This window comes from Achromobacter sp. UMC71, assembly GCF_014170305.1.
Lineage (GTDB): Bacteria > Pseudomonadota > Gammaproteobacteria > Burkholderiales > Burkholderiaceae_B > Achromobacter.
The window spans coordinates 23,379-41,449 of the sequence record NZ_LZZT01000016.1 but is presented as its reverse complement, the minus strand read 5'-3'; the positions used below and the strand labels follow the sequence as shown (position 1 = coordinate 41,449).

Annotated in this window: 14 protein-coding genes; 10 read left to right on the top strand and 4 right to left on the bottom strand. The window is 66.6% G+C overall.

Going from position 1 to position 18,071, the window contains the following annotated elements; genetic code table 11:
* Together A9974_RS08620 and A9974_RS08615 are read right to left on the bottom strand one after the other, a co-directional pair.
* The coding region (locus tag A9974_RS08620) for a hypothetical protein (RefSeq protein ID WP_183003698.1) at positions 1-411 on the bottom strand (411 nt) is incomplete at its 3' end.
* A complete protein-coding gene (locus A9974_RS08615; RefSeq protein ID WP_183003697.1) occupies positions 408-1,766 on the bottom strand; it encodes an acyclic terpene utilization AtuA family protein in 1,359 nt (452 codons plus the stop codon). The genes A9974_RS08620 and A9974_RS08615, both read right to left, overlap by 4 nt.
* A gap of 126 nt (positions 1,767-1,892) precedes the next feature.
* On the opposite strand from A9974_RS08615, the gene A9974_RS08610 reads away from it, so the two are divergent.
* Entirely contained in the window at positions 1,893-2,792 is a 900-nt protein-coding gene (locus A9974_RS08610; RefSeq protein WP_183003696.1) for a LysR family transcriptional regulator, read from the top strand.
* Positions 2,793-2,817: 25 nt separating this feature from the next.
* Here A9974_RS08610 and A9974_RS08605 read toward each other — a convergent pair whose 3' ends face one another.
* Both A9974_RS08605 and A9974_RS08600 read right to left on the bottom strand, forming a co-directional pair.
* Complete coding sequence (locus tag A9974_RS08605; protein ID WP_183003695.1) at positions 2,818-4,158, bottom strand: hypothetical protein; 1,341 nt, start codon at positions 4,156-4,158, stop codon at positions 2,818-2,820.
* A gap of 17 nt (positions 4,159-4,175) precedes the next feature.
* Positions 4,176-4,661 (bottom strand): YbjN domain-containing protein, encoded by a 486-nt coding sequence (locus tag A9974_RS08600; protein ID WP_183003694.1) that lies wholly within the window; start codon positions 4,659-4,661, stop codon positions 4,176-4,178.
* Between the two features lie 186 nt (positions 4,662-4,847).
* Between A9974_RS08600 and A9974_RS08595 the strand changes: the two genes are divergently transcribed.
* The 9 genes from A9974_RS08595 (at position 4,848) to A9974_RS08555 (ending at position 18,064) form a co-directional block, all read left to right on the top strand.
* Positions 4,848-5,234, top strand: coding sequence for a Rid family detoxifying hydrolase (locus A9974_RS08595; protein ID WP_183003693.1), 387 nt, complete (start codon positions 4,848-4,850; stop codon positions 5,232-5,234).
* A 39-nt stretch (positions 5,235-5,273) separates the two neighbouring features.
* Positions 5,274-7,364: an ATP-dependent DNA helicase RecG gene (recG, locus tag A9974_RS08590; protein ID WP_183003692.1), complete on the top strand. Its 2,091-nt coding sequence runs from the start codon at positions 5,274-5,276 to the stop codon at positions 7,362-7,364.
* Positions 7,365-7,444: 80 nt separating this feature from the next.
* A complete protein-coding gene (locus A9974_RS08585) occupies positions 7,445-8,395 on the top strand; it encodes a LysR substrate-binding domain-containing protein (protein ID WP_183003691.1) in 951 nt (316 codons plus the stop codon).
* A 126-nt stretch (positions 8,396-8,521) separates the two neighbouring features.
* A complete protein-coding gene (locus tag A9974_RS08580; RefSeq protein WP_183003690.1) occupies positions 8,522-9,025 on the top strand; it encodes a Dps family protein in 504 nt (167 codons plus the stop codon).
* Positions 9,026-9,659: 634 nt separating this feature from the next.
* Positions 9,660-10,937, top strand: a complete 1,278-nt coding sequence (locus A9974_RS08575; RefSeq protein WP_183003689.1) for a nucleotide sugar dehydrogenase — start codon at positions 9,660-9,662, stop codon at positions 10,935-10,937.
* 41 nt (positions 10,938-10,978) lie between these two features.
* Positions 10,979-13,459: a hypothetical protein gene (locus A9974_RS08570; RefSeq protein ID WP_183003688.1), complete on the top strand. Its 2,481-nt coding sequence runs from the start codon at positions 10,979-10,981 to the stop codon at positions 13,457-13,459.
* Entirely contained in the window at positions 13,456-15,516 is a 2,061-nt protein-coding gene (locus A9974_RS08565; RefSeq protein ID WP_183003687.1) for a glycosyltransferase, read from the top strand. Before A9974_RS08570 ends, A9974_RS08565 begins: the two co-directional genes overlap by 4 nt.
* Positions 15,517-15,558: 42 nt before the next feature.
* Positions 15,559-16,716 carry a polysaccharide biosynthesis/export family protein gene (locus A9974_RS08560; protein WP_183003686.1) on the top strand — a complete coding sequence of 386 codons (1,158 nt, stop codon included), beginning with the start codon at positions 15,559-15,561 and terminating at the stop codon, positions 16,714-16,716.
* Between the two features lie 7 nt (positions 16,717-16,723).
* A complete protein-coding gene (locus A9974_RS08555; RefSeq protein WP_183003685.1) occupies positions 16,724-18,064 on the top strand; it encodes an ABC transporter permease in 1,341 nt (446 codons plus the stop codon).
* Positions 18,065-18,071: the final 7 nt, after the last annotated feature.

The following is an 18,071-nucleotide window of genomic DNA, read 5'->3' as shown; positions in this document are numbered from 1 at the left end:
GGCGGGGGCGGGACGGTCGCCCGGGATGTCGGGCAGGCGGCGGGCCAGCGCGGGACTGACCTCGACCGTCATGTCCAGCAAGCGGAAAGACAGGCTCTTGCCGTGGGCATCCAGATTCAGCGCGTCGTTGACGCCGCCGTCCAGCACGCCTTCCAGCACGAAGTTCATGGCGTGCAGGGTGGGCAGCAGGTAGCGGGTGACGCGAACGGGATGGCGGTAGGCGAACCAGGCGGCCACGCGCGCCTCGGTTACCTGCTCGGCCAGCACGGCGTAGCACTCGGGGTCCCAGGCGATCAGGCTGAGGTTGGAGATGTCGCCCTTGTCGCCGGAACGGCTATGTCCCAGGCGATACAAGGGGACGGCGATCGGGGTTGCGGCGGCCTGTGCCGGGGATGCTGAAGACGTGCTCATGACTCGATCTCTTCCAGGAAGCGCCAGCCGCTGCGCACGGCGTCGCGGGCAATGGTGCAGGACACCATGTTCAGGCGCGGGCGCAGCGCGGTGCGCACGCCGCCGCCGCCCGCCGGTCCGCAGGTGTACAGCGCGGTGACTTCGCGCAGCACGCGTTCGGCCGTCGCGCGGTCGGCGTGTTCGCCGGCGATGCGCAGGCGCACGTCGCGGCCCCGGCCTTCGGCCTGCGCGCCACGCAAGGCGCCCGCGTCGTTGTCCAGGATGCTGAGGGTGCCGATCAGGTCGGCGCGCAGCCGCAGCGCCGATCCCAGGCGCTTTTGCACGATGTCGGCCGCCAGCCGCGCGCGGGCCTCGGCCTGGACGCCGGCGTAGGAAATCTCGGCTTCGGCCAGCCAGCCGCCGTGGTAGCAGACGTTGACCTTCAGTTCGTCGGGCCGCGCGTGGCCGGTGATGCCGCGCACCGCCACGCGGTTGCCGCCCAGGTCTTCGACGCGGGCCTGGCTCAGGTCGGCCACGACGTCGGGGGTCAAATAACGGGCGGGATCATGCACTTCGTACAGCAGTTGTTCCTTGACGGTGCGCGCGTCCACCGCGCCGCCGGTGTCGGCCGCCTTGCCGATGACGAATTCGCCGTCGGCCTGGATTTCGGCGATGGGAAAGCCGGCCGCGTGCACGTCGGGCACCTCTTTCAAACCCGGCACGCAGAAGTAGCCGCCGGTGACCTGCAGGCCGCATTCCAGCATGTGGCCGGCCATGGTGGCGCGGCCCAGGCGCGGCCAGTCGGCCAGGTCCCAGCCGAAGTGCGCCAGCGCCGGGCCCAGAGTCAAGGAGGGGTCGGCGACGCGGCCGGCCACCACGATCTGGGCGCCGGCGGCCAGGGCTTGGGCGATTTCGACGGCGCCCAGGTAGGCGGTGGCGCTGACCACGTCCACGCCGTCCAGCGCCGTGCCCAGGCGTTGGCGCAGCAGGTCGCGTTGAGCGGCGGAGTCCAGCGCGTCGCCGTGGATGACGGCGATGCGGGGGGCGGGCAAGCCCTGGCGCGCGGCCAGTTCGGCGATGCGGCGCGCGGCGGCCACCGGATTGGCGGCGCCGAAGTTGCTGACGATATTGATGCCATGGCGCAGGCAGTCGGCCAGTACCGGGTCCACCAGTGCGTCCAGCAGCGGCTCGTAGCCGCGGCGCGGGTCTTCGTTGCGCGCCAGCTGGGCCAGCGCCAGGGTGCGCTCGGCCAGCGTTTCAAAGATCAGCGTGCCGCCGCCTTGGGCGGCCAGCGTGCGCACCACGGCGGCGGCGCCGTCGCTGCGGTCGCCGGAAAAGCCGGAGGCGCAGCCGATGAGCAAGGGAGTAGCAGACATGAATGGTCCAGGCAGGGCGCGGGGCATCTCGCGATGGCACCGCGCGGGGAAAACCGGAGCCTCACTATAGGGAGCGTCCGATCATCCGTAAAATAGAAATATCGGATCAATTCATAAAGAAAAGCCATGAATCTGTCTGCCCGCCAATTGCGCGCTTTCGTGGCCCTGGCCGACGAAAAGCACTTCACCCGCGCCGCGCAGCGCTGCCATCTGACGCAGCCCGCCTTCAGCGCCCTGATCCGGCAGCTGGAAGATAGCGCCGGGCTGCGCCTGTTCGACCGCAATACCCGCAACGTCGAGCTGACGGCGGAGGGCAGGGTGCTGGACGCGTCAGCGCGGCGCCTGCTGGCGGACATGGACCTGGTGATGGAAGACCTGCGCGATCACGCGGCCCGGCGGCGCGGCCGGGTGGCGCTGGCGGCGCTGCCGTCCTTGGCGGCCGGGTGGCTGCCAGGCCTGCTGGCGCGGTTCCGCGAACAGCATCCCGGCATCCTGGTGGACTTGCGCGACGCTTTGCTGGATCCGTGCCTGGACATGGTGCGCGACGGCCAGGTGGATTTCGCGGTGGCCTCGCGCCGGCCGGACATGAACGACCTGGACAGCGAGTTCCTGCATGCCGACCGCTACTTCCTGGTGTGCCGCGCGGACCATCCTCTGGCGCAACTGCCGCGGGTGCGGCTGCGCGACGTGGCGCGGCATCCAGTGATCCAGCTGGCGCGCGGCAGCAGCGTGCGCAAGCACCTGGACGCCGCGTTCGGCGCCGAGGCGCCGCCGCCGGTCTTCGAGGTCGAACACCTGGCCACCGTCACCGGCCTGGTCCGGGCGGGGTTGGGCGTGGCGGTGGTGCCGGCCATGACGCTGTTCCATTTCGGCGGCGGCGACCTGCGCATCGTGCCCCTGGCGGGCAAGGCGCTGCTGCGGCCGCTGTATCTGGTCTGGCGTCAGGGGCGCAGCCTGCCGCTGGCCGCGCAGGCGCTGTACGACCTGCTGTGGGCCAGCCGGGCGGAGATCGGCGGCCCCCCGTGAGTGCGGGGCCGCCATTGCCAGGCCGTCAGAGTGTCGAGGGCTGGGCCCGGTGCGCGTCGTCCACCTGCTGCACGACTCGCGCCAGCAGTTCGGCGTGGCGATGCGTGATCTCCGCTTTGGCGTTGTCGACGCGTTCGCCGCGGGCCTCTGTGCCGATGGCGGTTGCCAGCGCGTCGCCTTCGAAGCTGAAGTGGCGGTCGATGTCGGCCAGCGCGTCGGCATGGACGGCCATGTCGCTGTAGGCCGCTACGACCGGCACGCCCCGATGCTCGCCGATCTTGACCAGGACCTGCCCGACCGCCATGTGCTCTCCTTCCGCGCGTGCCAGGTCGTTGTTCTTGCTGTGGGGAAAAACGAAGGCATCGTCGACGGAAATGACGTACATGGAGGGGGCCAGTGCTGCCAGCTTGTCAGTGACCGAGAGCACGCCGGCATCCGTGACGGGCACGGGCTTGGCCTCGGAGTCGGGTCCGATCTCCTCCATGTCGAGCGTTCTGAGCAATTCGGCGTTGTGGTCATTGGTAGCCAAGGTGCGCGCGTACACCCCGTGCTTGTCCGCCGGCGTAACAGGCACTGCCAGCACCCGCAGTTCCAGCCCCGCGATCAGCTTTTCCTTAGGCGTGTCCGGCGTGTCGCGGCTGCGGCCCGCGCCCGGGGTCAAGGGCGTATCGCCGCGCAACGCCTGATTGAAGTCGCGGCCGGTGAACGGATAGGGCGCCTGGGTATCATCCGCGCTGCCGCCTTCGGTGGGGGCTTGCTGGTACATCGTCATGGCCAATTCGGTTTCGGGTGGAAACTGATTGGCCAAGGCGGCGGGCACGCCGATCTCATTGGCGAGTCGTCGAGCGGACGTCTCGTAGCTGCGGTAGGTATCGACGGGGGAGCGTTGCCGCTCGGCGGGCAAATGACCTTGGTCGGGAAGATAGGCAGTGATCTGCCTGGCGCGTTCGGCGGATACGGTCGGTGAGGCAGATCCCGAGCCCAGCCCGAACAAGTTCGCCAGCGCATTCAGCGCCGTGCCCATCGTTGCGAGAAAGCCGGGGCCTTGCGACGGGGGCGTGCGGTGGTTCGACGTGCCCGAGGTACTGGCGGAGCGGACCCGGCCAGACGCGTTCTGGGTCATGTGCCCCGTGGGGGGGCGGTTGCCGCCGGTGGCTGTGGACATAGAACGGCGCGGCGCGGTCGCGCCGGAGTAGGCGCGAACGCGAACGGGGGTGGCCGGGGGGCGGGTGCGGGAGCTGGAGGTGAAGCTGCGTACGAATGGCTTTGCGGCGTCGCGCAGCGTGTTGCTGCGCAGGACGCGTGTCGTGCTGGCGAAGACTCTGGGCGTGTGGGTGGTGGCGATACGGGCGGTAATGCTCTGCATGGCGGCTCTCCTGGGTGTCAGGCGCGCATGGCGCCGTGGGGCAGGCCGGCCGGCTCTGCGACGGCGACGGCGACGGCAGGATCCGCCTCGATGGGCAGGGCATTGCGATAGGCCTCCAGCGCCCTGTCCGCCATCACAGCGAAATTGCCCAGCACGTTCTGGAAGGTGGTGTCGTCCATGCCAGGCAGATCCACCGTCCAGCGGTACAGCACGATCTGTTCCTGCGGTTCCAGGGCGAAGGCGCCAGGCAGCAGGTCGGGTTCGCAATTGAGTTGCAGCACATTGCGCAGCAGCGTCGGGTGCGCGTTGGCATCCAGTGCGTCGATCTGGACGGCCAGAACAAAAACCTCACTGTTTTCCGGTGGATGGGCCAGGATGATGGCCTCGGCGAACGGGGTGACGCTGAGTACGGCGAGGCCGGTCTGTTCAAACTCGGAGGCGTCTTCCGCGCTGGTTGCCTGACGAATCCAATCCTTGATGGTGACGCGATAGTCCTGGGCCATGATGATTTCCTCAGATAGGTGCCGATGAGCAATGCCTGGACGGGCTGCAATGCGTTTACCCGTGCCGAAGTGTGGGTAACATGGAAGGTTCCGAGGTTCCTTTCGCGACTAGCCTTTCGCAAAACCCTATTGCCGATTAAAATCCGATAGTTGTAGCTATTATCCGTCACCTGAAGGATTCCGCCCATGAGCAAGCAAATCATCCATACCGACGCCGCGCCCGCCGCCGTTGGCCCTTACTCGCAAGCGGTTGCCGCTACCGGCGCCAAGACTGTGTACCTGTCCGGCCAGATCGGGCTGGAGCCCGGCACGGGCGACCTGGTTTCCGAGAACTTCGATGCCCAGGTGCGCCAGGCATTCGCCAATATGGAAGCCGTGGTCGCGGCCGCCGGCGGCACGCTGAACGATGTGGTCAAGCTGACGCTGTTCCTGACCGACCTGGGCAAGTTCACGGCCGCCAATGCCATCATGGCCGAACTGATTCCGCAGCCGTTCCCGGCGCGTTCGACCGTCGGCGTGGCCAGCCTGCCCAAGGGCGCGCAGTTCGAAGTCGAAGCGATCCTGGTCCTGTAAAGCCCGACCACGCGCGATTTGCCAGGGGTTTCATCCCATATGCCGGCCGCGGCCGTGGCAACCAAGCGATCCGGCGCCGATACCAAAGGCGCCGGCAAAGCCATGACGGATACGGAGCGCAAGCTCCGCAACCTGGGTTTGGTGCTGCCCGAGGACTTCGTGCTGCACCTGCCGCTGCGCTACGAGGACGAAACCCGCATCGTGCCGATCAGCGACCTGCGGCCCGGCTTTCCCGGCCAGGTCGAAGGCGAGATCACCAAATCCGAGGTCCTGTACCGGCCTCGGCGCCAGCTCACCGCTACCCTGGTGGACGACAGCGGCGAACTGCAATTGCGCTGGCTGAATTTCTATCCCAGCCAGCAAAAACAAGTCAGCGTGGGCAAGCGGCTGCGCGCCCGCGGCGAGGTCCGCGGCGGTCTGTTCGGGCGCCAGATGGTGCACCCGCGCATGACCAACGCCGACGCGCCTCTGCCCACGGCGCTGACGCCCGTCTATCCCAGCACCGAAGGGCTGCCGCAGCTGACGCTGCGGCGCGCCATCGCCCAGGCGCTGGACCGGGCCGATCTGTCCGATACTTTGCCGGCCGACGCCTTGGCGCGTTACGACCTGCCGCCGTTCGAGCCCGCGATCCGCGCGCTGCATACGCCCGGGCAGGGCGAATCCGAAGCCGCGCTGCTGGACCGCGTGCATCCGGCCTGGCGCCGTATCAAGTTCGATGAATTGCTGGCCCAGCAGCTGTCGCTGGCCGCCGCCCGCGCCGCGCGGCGTATCAAAGAGGCCGAGGCGCTGCCCGTGCGCAACGAGGCCGGCGGCCTGGTCGACCGGCTTTACCAGGCGCTGCCCTTCAAGCTGACCGGCGCGCAGCAGCGCGTGGTCGCCGAGATATCCGCCGACCTGGCCAAGTCCTACCCCATGCACCGCCTGCTGCAGGGCGACGTAGGCAGCGGCAAGACGGTGGTGGCCGCCATCGCGGCGGCCCAGGCCATCGCCGGGGGCTCGCAAGTGGCGCTGATGGCGCCCACCGAAATCCTGGCTGAGCAGCATTTCCGCAAGCTGGTGTCATGGCTGCAGCCGCTGGGCGTGAACGTGGCCTGGCTGAGCGGCAGCCTGACGGCCAAGGCGCGCCGCGAGGCCGCCGCCGCGGCGGCCGACGGCAGCGTGCAACTGGTGGTGGGCACCCAGGCCCTGATCCAGGACCATGTCGAATTCCACCGCCTGGGGCTGTCCATCGTCGACGAGCAGCACCGCTTCGGCGTGGGTCAGCGCCTGGCGCTGACCCGCAAGGGCGAGACCGTGCGCGGCCGCATCGTGCCGCACCAACTCAACATGAGCGCCACACCCATCCCGCGCACGTTGGCCATGACCTTCTTCGCCGACCTGGATGTGTCGGTCATCGATGAACTGCCGCCGGGGCGCACGCCAGTGCTCACCAAGCTGGTGTCGGAGGCGCGGCGCGAAGAAGTCATCGCGCATATCGCGCAGGCCGCGCGCGGGGGGCAGCAAGCCTATTGGGTTTGTCCGCTGGTCGAGGAAAGCGAGGCGTTGGAATTGCAGACCGCCGTCGATACCTACGAAGGGATGCGCGTGGACCTGCCGGACCTGCGCATCGGTCTGGTGCACGGCCGTTTGCCGCAGACGGAAAAGGCCGCGGTGATGCAGGCCTTCCGCGAAGGGCAGATCGACCTGCTGGTGGCCACCACCGTGATCGAGGTCGGGGTGGATGTGCCCAACGCCTCGCTGATGGTCATCGAACACGCCGAGCGTTTCGGTCTGGCCCAGCTGCACCAGTTGCGCGGACGGGTAGGGCGCGGCACGGCCGAATCGGTCTGCGTGCTGCTCTACCAGACGCCGCTGTCGCAGGTGGCGCGTGAACGCCTGCGTGCCATGTTCGAAACGTCGGATGGCTTTGAAATCGCGCGCCGTGACCTGGAGCAGCGCGGTCCGGGTGAATTCCTGGGCACGCGCCAGTCGGGCATGGCGCTGTTGCGCTTTGCCGACCTGGAAACCGACGCCGAAATCGCCGAACAGGCGCGCGATGCCGCAGTCTGGCTGCGCGCCGAACACCCCGCCGCCGTCGAGGCGCACCTGGCCCGCTGGATGCGGGGCAGGGAAGACTTCCTGCGCACCTAGCGGATGGGACCCACCATGACCTTCCCATTTTCCAGCGCCGCCCGCCGGGCCGGCGCTCAACTCACGGGGGCGTAGCCACCATGACTCTGACTGAACTCAAATACATCGTCGCGGTGGCGCGCGAGCGGCACTTCGGTCGCGCGGCCGAGGCCTGTTTCGTCAGCCAGCCCACGCTGTCGGTGGCGATCCGCAAGCTCGAGGACGAACTGGGCGTGACGCTGTTCGAACGCGGCGGCGCCGAAGTCGGCGTGACGCCCATCGGCCAGCGCATCGTGGCGCAGGCCCAGAAGGTGCTGGAGGAAAGCGCCAGCATCAAGGAAATCGCGCGCCAGGGGCATGACCCGCTGGCCGGGCCGCTGCGCGTCGGCGTGATCCATACGATCGGCCCCTACCTGCTGCCGCGCCTGGTGCCGGTGCAGATCGGCCGCACGCCGCAGATGCCGCTGCTGTTGCAGGAGAACTTCACGGTCCGCCTGGTCGAGCTGCTGCGCCAGGGCGAGATCGACTGCGCCATCATGGCGCTGCCATTGCCCGAGGCTGGGCTGGTGATGCAGCCGCTGTACGACGAGCCCTTCGTGGTGGCGGTGCCGCAGGACCACGAACTGGCGCAGCGCACGTCCATCGACGCACAGGACCTGAAGCAGCAGACCATGCTGCTGCTGGGCAGCGGCCACTGTTTCCGCGACCAGGTGCTGGAGGTGTGTCCCGAGCTGTCGCGCTTCTCGGCGGCCAGCGACGGTATCCAGCGCACGTTTGAAGGGTCGTCGCTTGAAACCATCCGCCACATGGTCGCGGCCGGCATCGGCGTGACGGTGCTGCCGGTGACGGCGGTGCCGCAACCGCCGCCGTCCAACAGCCTGTTGCGTTATCTGCCGTTCGAAGGCCATGTGCCTGAGCGCCGCGTGGTGCTGGCCTGGCGCCGCAGCTTCCCGCGCCTGGCGGCGATCGAAGCGCTGGCCCAGGCGGTGTACGAATGCGAGCTGCCGGGCGTGCGGATGCTGACCGATGAAACCGCCGCGGTGCAGGATTGATCCGGGCAGTGTTTGCGTTCGGTCAAGCTATCGCCAAGTCGTTGATTGGCCTGCCTTTTTGCCGCGAAATTGCCGGTTTCGCGGTGTTATCCTAGTTTTGTCCACCAACCCCTCAGGGAGCTAGCAATGGCAAAGACCTCCAAGAAGACCTCCACCAGCGCACCGCGCATCAATATCGGCATCTCGGACAAGGACCGGGCCGCGGTCGCCGGCGAATTGTCCAAGCTGCTGGCCGATTCGTACACCCTGTACCTGATGACGCACAACTTCCACTGGAACGTCACGGGGCCGATGTTCAACACGCTGCATCTGATGTTCATGACGCAGTACACCGAAGAGTGGAACGCGCTGGACAGCATCGCCGAGCGCATCCGTGCCCTGGGCCACTACGCGCCGGGTACGTACCGCGAGTATTCCAAGCTGTCGTCCATCTCCGAACCCGAGTCCGTGCCGGAAGCGCTGGAAATGGTGCGCCTCTTGGTCAGCGCCAACGAGTCGGTCGCCAAGACCGCGCGTTCGGCCTTCGAGAAGGCAGATGCCGCCAATGACCAGCCCACGGCCGACCTGCTGACGCAGCGCCTGGACGTGCACGAAAAGAACGCCTGGATGCTGCGCAGCCTGCTGCAGTGATCCCCACGGCGCCGTAACCGGCGCCGTCAGCAACCCGCCCCCGGCGCCGCGCAAGGAGCCGGGGGCTTTTTCATGCGCGCGCTGCGCGCGGCGCCCATCCGCGCCATTCCCATGCCGCGCGGATGATAAATGGTCAATAGGTTTTGATTTTTCCTGATACACGGCTGGCACGATATTTTTCGGTGATTCCGACGCGATCAGTGACGTGAGGTTGCAATACCGAGCAGTCTCCGGGGGCATTTACAGATAACCCCTGATTCCATACTCATTCCTTGCGGTTTTATTAAATCAAGATAAGAAAACGACTTTATATATTTGCTAACAAAACAAACGATCTAATCTATTTCTATTTGTACGGATAAAGGGGTTATCTGAGGGATTTCCCCTGGTTTATTGCAATATTTCCGATTTATTTCCACAGCGATGCAAACTTTTAGAAAGAAATTCGCTGTCGGCGGGGCCTACCATTCGTTGGCTCGCTACCCACGCGTATAACGGGGTATCGAGATGTAATTAATTCTGATCGGCGCGTCCACCCCAGGCGGGAATAGTCATTCGATTCCCCATCGATTAATCGGTTCCTGGGTGTCGGTCTTTTTATGTACTCGACACGACGAAAACAGTGAGGTCCCCCGTGGTAAAGAGAATCGCAGTATGCGGTCTTGGATATGTCGGCCTGCCCGTGGCCGTGGCATTTTCCAGGCGCTTTGATGTCGTCGGCTTTGATGTAGACAAGCGGCGGATCGCCAGCCTGAAGCAGGGAGAGGACTGGACTGGCGAGATCGAACGCGAAGCATTGCTGGCTTCCCCCATGCAGTTCACTGACCAGGTTTCCGAGCTGGACGGTTGCGATTTCTTCGTCGTTGCCGTGCCGACGCCCGTCGACGAAAAGAACAATCCCGATTTTTCCCTGCTGGTGCGGGCCTGCCATTCGATCGGCCCCGTGCTACGCCCCGGTTGCATCGTGGTCTTTGAATCCACCGTGCACCCCGGCGCGACCGAGGAAATCTGCGGACCGGAGCTTGAAAAGGTATCGGGCCTGCGTTGCGGCATCGACTTCAAGCTCGGCTACAGCCCCGAACGGATCAATCCGGGCGACCGCGAGCATCCGCTGGAGAAGATCGTCAAGATCGTGTCCGGCCAGGATGCGGAATCGCTATCGATCATCGCGGGCGTCTACGAACAGATCATCGACGCGGGCGTGCATCGCGCCTCCTCGATCAAGGTGGCCGAAGCGGCCAAGGTACTCGAAAACACGCAACGCGACATCAACATCGCGCTGATGAACGAGATGTCGAAGATCTGCGATCTGGTTGGCATCCGCACCGCGGAAGTACTGGCGGCCGCAGGCACCAAGTGGAACTTCCTCAAGTTCACGCCCGGTCTGGTCGGCGGCCACTGCATCGGCGTCGATCCCTACTACCTGACATCCAAAGCGCAGGAACTGGGCTACCACCCCGAAGTCATCCTGTCGGGCCGCCGGATCAACGACGGCATGGCCAGCCATGTGGCCTCGCGCGTGGTGCAGACCCTGGCCCGCAACGGCCGTCTGAACGCCTCGACCCGGGTCGGCATTCTGGGCATGACGTTCAAGGAAAACGTGCCGGACATCCGCAATTCGAAGGTGGTGGACCTGTATCGCGCCCTGGGCGATTACGGCATTACGCCGGTGGCCTGCGATCCGATGGTCGACGTTGAACAGATGCAGCATGAGTACGGCATCAGCCTCGTGGATCGCGACCAATTCCGTGACATGGATGTGCTGATCCTGGCGGTGCCGCATCGCGAAACCATGGACACCATCTGGGAAGACCTGCCGCAGCTGGTCAAGAGCGGCGGCATGGTGTGCGATCTGAAGTCCGTGCTGGATAGCCGCCGGCTGCAGCCCGATCTCTTGTACTGGACGCTCTGAGTCCAGGTTCCCGCAATCCATCTACACAGGAGAGGCCCGCAATGACCGCCTTTACCATCGCTCCGATTGGCACCTGCCGCATCCATACGCCGTTGCGTGATGCCGTGGGACGCTACCCGATCAAGCAGCAGCTCGGCCGCAATTACGGTTTTGTCCACACCAGCGCGGAGGCGCTGCAGCAGGCCCGCTTCATGTTCGGCCAGGCCGAGATTCCCGCCGACGTGCAGCGCCTGATCTTCCGCCCGTCCAATGGCGAGCAGGCCCGCCGCGGCACGCACAAGCCGGCCGACCTGTACATGGTCGAGCTGTCCTCGCGCAAGCTGCTGACCATCGACGGCCTGCCCATCCAGTCCAACTACCTGGTGCGCTTCTTCAGCGAATTCTTCGCCGACCGTGCCCGCACCCGCATGTTCTGGTCCCAGGCCAGCGACGACCGGCTCGCCGAGCGGCGCGCATGGCTGGACAAAGACCCCGTCTTCAAGAGCCTGTCGCCGGACAACCGCGACCTGCTCGCCCGCATCGTCAAGCGTGAACAGCCGGACGACGAGATCGAGCAGCAAATGCATGAGCTGGTCGACCTGCTGGGCCGGGACAAAGTCGTGTTCGTCACCCACGTCAATGCCATGACGCCCGACAATGTGCCGATCGAACAGCGGGCGCAGCTGATTGCCGCGGTGGCCGCCGGCGCGCAGCGCATCGGCGTGCCTTGCTACGACCCGACGCCGCTGATGAACAAAATCGGGCAGGCCGACGCGATGGAAGACGGCGGGCTGGACCTGACGCACTACACCCCGCTGTTCGCCGAACGCCTGTACACCGAATGGTTCAAGACCTTCGTGCGTCCGCGCATGAGCGCCTCGACGCCGCAGCCCTCCGTGCCCAAGCTGGGCGCCGACGAAAGCGCCGAGCGCATCGAGAAGATCTGGGACGCCGGCGATCTGCGCGAAGCTTCGCGCCGCCTGCGCGACGTGCTGCGTCGTCATCCGGGCCTGCCCGATCACACGTTGCTGTTCGCACGGATCCAGGAAGAGCTGGGCGACTACGAAGGGTCGCTGGCGCTGCTGGGCAGCGCGGATGGCACGCTGGCCACCGGCAGCAAGGCCGAGCAGATACTGATGCGCAACCAGTTCAAGCTGGGCCGCCATGATGTGGCCCACTCGCTGGCCGCCGGCCTCTTGGGCGACGAAATCGAGACCCCGGAAATCGTGCGCATCGCGGCGATCTCCGCCGGCCATCTGGGATTCGTGGACGAAGCCCTGGGCAATTGGAAGCAGCTGTTCCGCATTTCCTCGCCGCAGGATGCGACGGCCACGGAAGCCGCCGACATCGTGCTGTCGCTGCTGCAGGCCGGCAGCGACATGGACGCGACCTTGCGCTGGGTCCATGAAGTGCGCGCGGCCATTCCGTCTCACGGCCGCAGCTTCGCCACGCTGTGGCGCGACCGGCTGATCGCGGGCGACCGCTCGGGCCTGCGCGCGCTGGCGGCCGAAGCGCCGACGCTCAAGGATGTCGAGGCGCTGGAATTGGTCAAGGAAGCGTCTTGGCGCGGTTGCATCATGGCCGCGGCCGCGCTGGCCGTGTCGTGCAATCTGGCCGGCAGCGAGCAGGAAGACATTGCCGCCTGGCTGAGCACGCAGTCCGCGGCCTGGTCCGAGGAGGGCGCGCAGGCGCTGGAGGAAGGCCGTCTGCGCGATGCCGCCGAGCGCATCTGCGCGCACCGCCTGCTCAACCCCGATGCCCTGGCCGGCGTGCGCGCCAAGCGCGCCTTCGAGCGTGCGATGCGCCTGGGTGTGCGCGCCGCGCTGGTGGCGGGCAACCACAAGGAAGTGATCGACCTGACCGACATCGCGCTGGACACCGAGGTCGAGTTCCCCGAACTGCACGCCATGCGCGGCCGCGCGGCCGACGCGCTGGGCGACAAGCAGACCGCCATGCGGCACCTGGAGCAGGCCGCCGCCAACGAGTCCGCGCCGTTCAGCACGCAGCTGCATTTTGCGCGGGTGGCGTTCAACGGCGGCTGGTATGGCGAAGCCATCGACGCCTACAAGATGGTCCTGGCGAATCCGTCGGCCGACCAGGGCGCCAAGGAAGAGGCCGAGCGCCAGCTCGGCAGGCTCGGACCGCGCGCCATCCGCGGCGCCCGGGAAATCCTGTCCGCAGGCGATCCCAAGGCCGCCTGGAACCTGCTGGAGCGCGTTGCGCAATCCTGGCCGGCGATGACGGAAGTCGATCACGAAAAGCGGCGCATCCTGGCCGTCCTGTACGCCGAGTCGCGCGCGCTGGATGCGTCCAGCACCACCGAGCGCCTGGCGTTGGGCGAGCGCATCCTGCAACTGGTGGCGGACGATCCCATCGGCCTGCGCCTGGCCGCCGTCGGCGCCATGCGCCTGCACCGCTTCGAGCAGGCCCTGCCTTACTGGCGCGCACTTAAGGAACGTTCCGACAATCCGGCCCAGTACGACCACTACATCCAGCGCTGCCTGGTGTGGATCGACAAGGTCAACCGTAGGAAGGCCGCATGAATCCGCCCCTGATCACCGAACGCACGGACGCCGCGTCCGACCTCCAGGCGGTGCAGGCGCGGCTGGAGGAAATCGTCGCGGCGTCGGGAAGGGTGCAAGTCGCGCAGACGAACCTGGCCGATGCGCAGGCGCTGGCGCGCGGCCACCTGGACGACTCCAAGGTCCGCTTCCTGCTGCTCCGGCTGAAGGAAGCGGCCGGCCTGAACGAGGGCATGGCCGAACAGTGGGCTACGCTGTTGCAGGAGTGCCCCGATGACCTGGAGATCGTCCGCTATTGCGCGACCCGCCTGGTCAAGGAGCGTCACCTTGCCGACGCGCTGGCCCTGGTCGAGCGCCACCTGCCCGAGTCCACGGACAACCCCGCGCGGCTGTTCGCCCGCGCCAAGCTGCTGAGCGATATCCGCGCGTACGAGCAGTCGGACGAGCTGTTCCGCCGGCTGATCCTGCAACACACGGATCGCAACATCCGCGTGGAATTCGCCAAGCGCCTGCGCAAACGCGGGCTGCTGGCCGACGCATTCGACGTGATTGCGCCCGTGGCGCGGCACCTTGCGCCGGGCAGCAAGGCGGCGGAACTGGCCAATGGCCTGGCCAACGACTATGCCTTCTATCAGCGCCTGGAGCCCGAGGCCGCCCTGGCCGGAAAAGACATCCGGATCGTGTCGATGAAGCACGCCATTCTGCACTTCCGCAACCGGCAGATCCCGGAATACTCGCCCGACAAACCCGTTTCGGTGGCGCTGGTGACGGGCAGCCTGGGGCCGGGCGGCGCCGAGCGGCAGCTGACGCGGCTTGCCGGCGAACTGGCCCGCATGGCGGACGCGCCCAATCCCCGTCCCGCCGATGTGCCGTTGAAACCCGAGAAAGTCGAAGTGCTGGTCAAGCAGCACACCGAGCCCGCGGGTTCCACCAAAAAGCAGGGCCTGGACTTCTTCCTGTCCGTGCTGGTCAAGGCGCAGATTCCGGTCACGGAAATCAACAAGCTGCCGGCGATCTCGGTGGCCCACCAATCCGTGCCGGACGGCAGCCTGGGCCGCCTGCTGGAGCAGTTGCCGCCGCCGGTCCACTATGGCGTGACGCGCCTGGCGCCCGTCTTGCGCGCGAGCACCTTCGACGTGGTGAGCCTGTGGCAGGACGGCACATGCCTGTTCGGCGCCCTGGCGGCCTTGCTGGCCGGCGCACCGACCATCCACCTGGTGTTCCGCGGCTTGCCGCCGAACATCCGCAAGGATCGCTTCCGCGAAGAATATCCCGAGCTGTACCAGGCCCTGGCCCAGGTGCCCGGCGTGCATTTCGTCAGCAACAGCCGCAAGGCCGCCGAGGCCTACGCGGAATGGCTCGGCATTCCCATCGTGCGTTTCCATGTGCTGTACAACGGCGTGCCGGACTTGAACACCGATGCCTCGGCGACGGACCAGGAAAAGTGGCTGGCCTTCCAGGAAAGCACGGCCGACGCCACGGAAACCATCGGCGGCGTGTTCCGCCTGGAGCCGGACAAACGGCCGCAACTGTGGATCAAGCTCGCGGCGCTCTACCTGAAGCAGCGGCCGCAGGCGCGCTTCGTCATCGTCGGCGACGGCCGGCTGCACGACAACATCGTGGCGCTGGCAGAAGAGCTATGCGTGATGGACCGCTTGCTGCTCGTCGGCTTGTCGAACCACGTGGGCTACTGGTATTCGCAAATGGATGCCAAGGTCCTGTTGTCACGCTACGAAGGCCTGCCCAACGTGCTGATCGAAGCCCAGCTGCTGGGCGTGCCGGTCGTCTCGACGCCGGCCGGCGGTGCAGGGGAGTGCTTCGAGGAAGACCAGACGGGCCACCTGCTGGGCGATGTCGAACACCCCGACCTGCACGAGGCTTGCGGCAAGGTCGCTTCGATCGTGGACCGGGTGCGCGCCGACGAGAGCTTGAAGGGGCAAAGCCGCCATCGCGCGCAGACCTTGTTTTCGCTGGAGGCCATGCTGGCCAAGTTCCTGAGCCTGTGCATGCCGGTCATGGCGGTGTCGGAGAACGACGAAAGCATGGAATTGCCGCCGATGCGTCTGATGCAGGCTTGAACGGCCCTTGCGGCTGATCCTTGTTCTGAAAAAAAGGAAGTTATGCAAATGAACGTCCCGGCCGCGGGCCCGCGCCGCTTTGCGGCGCCGGCCTTGCTGCTGATTACCGTGCTGACACTGAGCGGCTGCCAATTGCCGCGTTCCGGGCCCATGCTGGCCGAGATGACCGGCGCGCATGACGCCAAGGACGTCATCGTGATGCCTGCCTCGCGCGAGCTTGCGCGCGAGAGCCGGGTTCCGGAGGTCTCCGATTTTCCCGTGCGCTACCGCGATCTCACCGAGGCCGGTTTCGACAGCCTGGTGCCGGGCGACGGCATCAACGTCAAGGTCTGGGAACGCGGCGGACTGGGCGTGTTCGCGGCGGATCCGTCCGGCGTGAGCGACCTGGGCAACCAGGAACTGGACCGCAACGGCAATGTGTCGTTTCCCATCCTGGGCAAGTTCCAGGCCGGCGGCAAGACGCTGGGCCAGCTGCATGACGCCATCGTGGCGCGCCTGAGCCGGCTGGTGGCCGGGGCCGACGTCAGCGTGACGCGCGCGGCCGACGCCCGCGGGCAGATGGTGACGGTGCAGGGCAACCTGACCAAGCCGGGCATGTATCCCATCACGCAGACCGCCCAGCGGCTGAGCAGCGCGCTGGCGCAGGCCGCGCCGGTGCAGACCAATCCCGAGCAGCTCGTCGTCAGCCTGCGGCGCGACAACCAGGTGGCCTCGGTGCGCCTGTCGGACATCTACCGCAACCAGAACAACGACATCCTGCTGCGTTCGGGCGACGTTATTACCGCATACGAATCGCGCGAGTTCCTGACGGTGCTGGGCGCGGCGGGCAACCAGGGCCGCGTGGCCATCAGCAAGCGCAATTACAGCGTGCTGGACGCGTTGGCCGATTCCAAGGGCCTGGATGACCAGACGGCGGACCCGCGCTCGGTCTTCCTGTTCACGCCCGCGCAGGCGGGGGTGGACGGCAAGCCCGACCTGCTGCCAGTGGTGTACCAGTTCGATCTCACGCGCCCGGAGCAGGTGGCGTTGGCGCGCGAATTCACTGTGCGGGAGGGGCAGGCGATCTATATCTCGGATGCGCCGTTCACGCAGGTGCAGAAGGTGCTGTCCGCGTTCCGCGTGACCATGAGCGCCGGCTTCAGCGCCACGCGAGCCATCGATTCGAACTCCGGCGGCTCCTCGAGCGGCGTCAGCCAGTAGCGTGTCGATGAGTAACGAGGATCGGATCAAGGGTTGGCGCGCGCGCAAGAAAGACAGCAGCTACGCGGTGGGATCAGGTGTCGACGCCTGGCGCCTGGACCCCGCCAAGCTGTTCGAGGCCAAGGCCGAGCCGGCCGTCCTGTTCAAGCCCTTGCTGGCGCGCCTGCAGGGCGAGCCGCATGATTCCGTGGCCGCCCGGCGGGCGGTCTACGAGGCCGTGCAGGCCGAACTGGAAGCGGAGATCGAGCGCGGCAAGGTGGACGAGGCGCTGGCGGATTTTTCCCGGCGGCGCCTGCGCATCATCGTGCGCCTGCTGGAGCAGGACATCCGCGCGGGCATCGAGGTGTTCGCGCCCGGTTACATGCCTGCCCGGCTGGTGGCGGAAGACCAGCGCCTGGCCGAGGCGCACGCGCGGCGCGAGCAGCGGCGCAAGCAGGACGAGGCGCGCGATGCGCGGCGCCAGGCCTCGCGCGACGATGTTCCGCTGGAAATGGAACTGCCGCCGGGCGAGGCTGGCGACCTGGCGATCCTGCAGGATCGCTTGCGAGGCCTGCACGCCGGGCATCACCCGCGCGTCGCCGGCCGCGGCTGGCCGGGCGGGCGCACGCTGCTGGCGCTGTTCGTCTACCAGTTGAACGTGATGCATGGCGAAAGCCGGATCGCGCTGCTATGGGCGCTGGTGGGGCCGGTGGTGCTGCTGACGTTGATTTCGTCGCTGTACATCTTGATGGGCACGCACTACATCCTGGGGATGGACGTGCAGACCTTCTCGCTGTTGGGCGCGACGACCTGGATCATGTTCCGCCAGATCATCTTCCGCAGCAGCACGGCCTACGTCTCGGCGCGCGGCCTGTTGAATTTCCAGGGTGTATCGCCCTTGATGTGCGCGCTGGTGCAGGCGCTGCTGTATGTGTCGGTGTACCTGGTGGTGTTCGTGGTGCTGATCAGCGCCGGCCATGCGCTCGATCTCATCACGCTGCCCAAGAGCTGGCCGGGCTTCATGCTGTACGTGGCGCTGATGGCGTGCTGCGCCGCCGCGATGGGACTGCTGTTCGGCGCGATCGCGACGTTCTGGCACTTCTTCCTGCGGCTGGCGCCGGTGATCGAGCGCTTCCTGCAGATTTTCTCGGGCGTCTTTTTTGTCTCGGAACAACTGCCCGAGAATCTGCGGCCCTGGATGCTGTGGCTGCCGTTCTCGCATGGCATGCAGTTGCTGCGCTCCGCCTATTTCGACGCCTATACGTCGACGGATGCCAGCCTGGGTTACTTCCTGACCAGCCTGGTTTTCCTGATGGCGGTTGCGCTGGCGGCAGAGCGGCTGGCCCGTCCCAACATCCAGCCCATGTGAGGAACGA